The 2,571-nt window shown below is 60.8% G+C and carries 4 protein-coding genes and 1 tRNA gene; all 5 read right to left on the bottom strand.

Annotated elements, in window-relative coordinates:
- Nucleotides 1-192 (bottom strand): 5'/3'-nucleotidase SurE (locus VEK15_25600; GenBank protein ID HXV64100.1); only part of this gene is annotated, 192 nt, incomplete at its 3' end.
- Between the two features lie 219 nt (nucleotides 193-411).
- A tRNA-Pro gene (locus VEK15_25595) sits at nucleotides 412-488 on the bottom strand.
- An 88-nt stretch (nucleotides 489-576) separates the two neighbouring features.
- A complete protein-coding gene (locus VEK15_25590) occupies nucleotides 577-984 on the bottom strand; it encodes a MerR family transcriptional regulator (protein HXV64099.1) in 408 nt (135 codons plus the stop codon).
- 17 nt (nucleotides 985-1,001) lie between these two features.
- Nucleotides 1,002-1,277 carry an integration host factor subunit alpha gene (locus VEK15_25585; protein ID HXV64098.1) on the bottom strand — a complete coding sequence of 92 codons (276 nt, stop codon included), beginning with the start codon at nucleotides 1,275-1,277 and terminating at the stop codon, nucleotides 1,002-1,004.
- Between the two features lie 138 nt (nucleotides 1,278-1,415).
- Nucleotides 1,416-2,571 (bottom strand): ribosome biogenesis GTPase Der (gene der / locus VEK15_25580; protein HXV64097.1); only part of this gene is annotated, 1,156 nt, incomplete at its 5' end.

Raw genomic sequence — 2,571 nt, 5'->3', positions numbered from 1 at the left:
CACGGCGAAAACGCCCGGCTCGATCGATTCGAAGCGCAGGGGCTCCGAGATCGTGAGCGCGTGGCTCACGGCACTCATCTCTCGCGCCGGGGCAACCACCGTCACGTTGCCGAGCTCTCGGAGCCTATCCGCGAGCGCGCGAATGCCGGGCGCATTTACGCCGTCGTCGTTCGTGACGAGAATTTCGAGAATGGTTTTGCTTCCCTTCTGGATCCTATCAGTCTAGCAGCGGTGGATGAAAAACTCAGCCCACCCTGCGCGAGCGGAGCGAGCCCGGCGCAATCGTCCGCATCGGGCGCCTTCGAGGATATGAGATGTGAGCACGCAATGCGAATAATTGCCGCGCCGTAAGCAGCTCGAGCCGTGGCGGCCGATCGATTACGGGTCCCGCCACGGCATTGAGCCAAGAATTGGTCGGGACGGCCGGATTTGAACCGACGACCACTTGCACCCCAAGCAAGTGCGCTACCAGGCTGCGCTACGTCCCGATCTCGTTTCCTCGGGCGCGCCTTCGAACCAAACCGAGCGCGTGAAGGCTTACGAGCGTAGCACGGCAGCCGATCACTGGTCAAAGGCTCATTGCCCTAGCTTCCGATCGTTGGCCTCCATGAAATCCAGAAGCTCGCGCAGATCGGCGGTGATGGACTCGACTTGCTCTCGGCGCGGAACGCCATCGGGCGCGGCGCTCGCTGCCTCCGGCTGGGGTGTGACCGGAGCACCTTTCGAGGTCGGATCCTTCATCTCCTGCTCCAGTTTCTTCTTGGCGCCCGCGATCGTAAAGCCTTCTTCGTACAGCAGCTCCTTGATGCGCAATATGGTCTCTATGTCACGCCGCCGGTAAATGCGTTGGCCCGAATTGTTTTTCGCCGGCGCGAGAGCGGTGAACTCCGACTCCCAGTAACGGAGGACGTACGGCTGAGTGTCCGTCAGCTCGCAGACTTCACCGATCTTGAAGAAGAGCTTGCTCGGGATCTTTTTCTCCATTCGACCGAGCTCTTCCTTTACGAGAAGCCGTTTTGGAAGTTCTTCGACGGTCGGAAGACGACGGACCGGCGCGGCAGAATCATCATCTCCTCGCCCGTTTGTGGATTGCGCCCCTTTCGCTCCTTCTTCTCTCGGACGATGAAAGTGCCGAAGCCGCTGATTTGGACGCGATCTCCCTCCCGTAGCCCCTGTTTGATCGACTCCAGGATCAGGTCCACGATACGAGACGCCTCTTTGTTGGAAATGCCGCCATGGCGCTCGTAAACGACTCTAGCCAAGTCCGCTTTGGTCATCTTGGAGACAGTCCGGCTTTTCCTCCACAGGAGTTTACGGAAGTGTTTCTAAATTGCTACTTTAGCGCTCTGGAGGTCAGGAGAACTATCTGGCTACCTAAAGTATTATATGAGACCCCTAATCGAAGTCAAGCCTCTTCATTGGGAGTTTGACGCCCTCCGCTTGCGAATTCTCACTTTCACGGGCGAGCCTTCGAATCCGTAAGCTTCCCGAAGCCTCCGCGTCAGGTAGCGGGGGTAGCTAGCGTCGAGCTCTCCCGCGGATCGGTTCGAGAAGACGAGGAATCGCGGGGGGGCGACTCCCGCCTGCGTGATATAGAAGAAACGGACCTCTTTTCCGTCCCTGGCCCGTGGGGGCAGGCGGCTCGCGGCATTACGAAGGAACTGGTTGAGCTCCGGAGTCGGGAGTCGCTTCAGGTGCTCACCTCGTACCCGCTCCATGAGCGGCCCGAGACCGGAGACACCGCGGCCGGTCCGCGCGGAAACGTAAAGGGCGGGAGCGAAGTCGAGATGGGGAAGCTTCGCGCGTGCTTGCTTCTCCAGCTCCTTGGCCGCTTGCTCGCGATCCTCGACGAGATCCCATTTGTTGAAAGTGAGTATCACTCCACGCCCGGAGTCGGCGATCTTCCGCCCGATGGCGGCGTCTTCGCTCGTTACGCCCTCGGTCGCGTCGAGGACGAGCAGGCACAGTTGGGCCCGCTCGATGGCTCGCTCGGCATACAAGACGCCGAGCCGATCGGCCTGATTGGGAAGCTTGCCGCGCCGACGGATGCCCGCCGTGTCCACAAATCGATAAACGTGCTCCCCAAGCTCGACGAGAGTGTCGATCGAATCCCGCGTCGTTCCGGCAACTTCGCTTGTGACTGCTCGGTCTTCACCCGCGATCCTGTTCAAAAGAGAAGACTTGCCCACGTTGGGACGCCCGGTGATCGCAACCCGAGTCTCTTCGGACTCCTCCAGCGGTGAAGCTCCCTCGCCGATGCGTTCCACGATCGCATCGAGCAGTTCCCCAACACCGAGACCATGCTCGGCGGAGATCGCAAGGAGGTCGGGAAATCCCAGCCGATGGAACTCCATTGCCGCGGCACCGAGGTCGGCGGTGTCGATCTTGTTCACCACGAGCAACACACGCTCGGCAATCGCACGCAGGCGAGTGGCGAGGAAATGATCCTCGGCCACCAGACCGGCGCGACCGTCCACGACCCAGCACACGACATCGGCGCTGCCGATCGCGGCGTGCGCTTGTGCGGCTACCTGCTCGTCGAGAGGCGTCTCCGCTTGTTCTTGGATTCCC

The sequence above is a fragment of the Vicinamibacteria bacterium genome (assembly GCA_035620555.1).
In the GTDB taxonomy this organism is placed as follows: Bacteria; Acidobacteriota; Vicinamibacteria; order Marinacidobacterales; family SMYC01; genus DASPGQ01.
Note: the sequence above shows the minus strand (reverse complement) of the source record. Positions and strands in the feature narration are given on the sequence as shown.

Bases quoted from the DNA above. Each gene is read 5' to 3' on its own strand.
- VEK15_25585 (HXV64098.1), bottom strand. From the start codon at position 1,277: ATGACCAAAGCGGACTTGGCTAGAGTCGTTTACGAGCGCCATGGCGGC.
- VEK15_25590 (HXV64099.1), bottom strand. From the start codon at position 984: ATGGAGAAAAAGATCCCGAGCAAGCTCTTCTTCAAGATCGGTGAAGTC.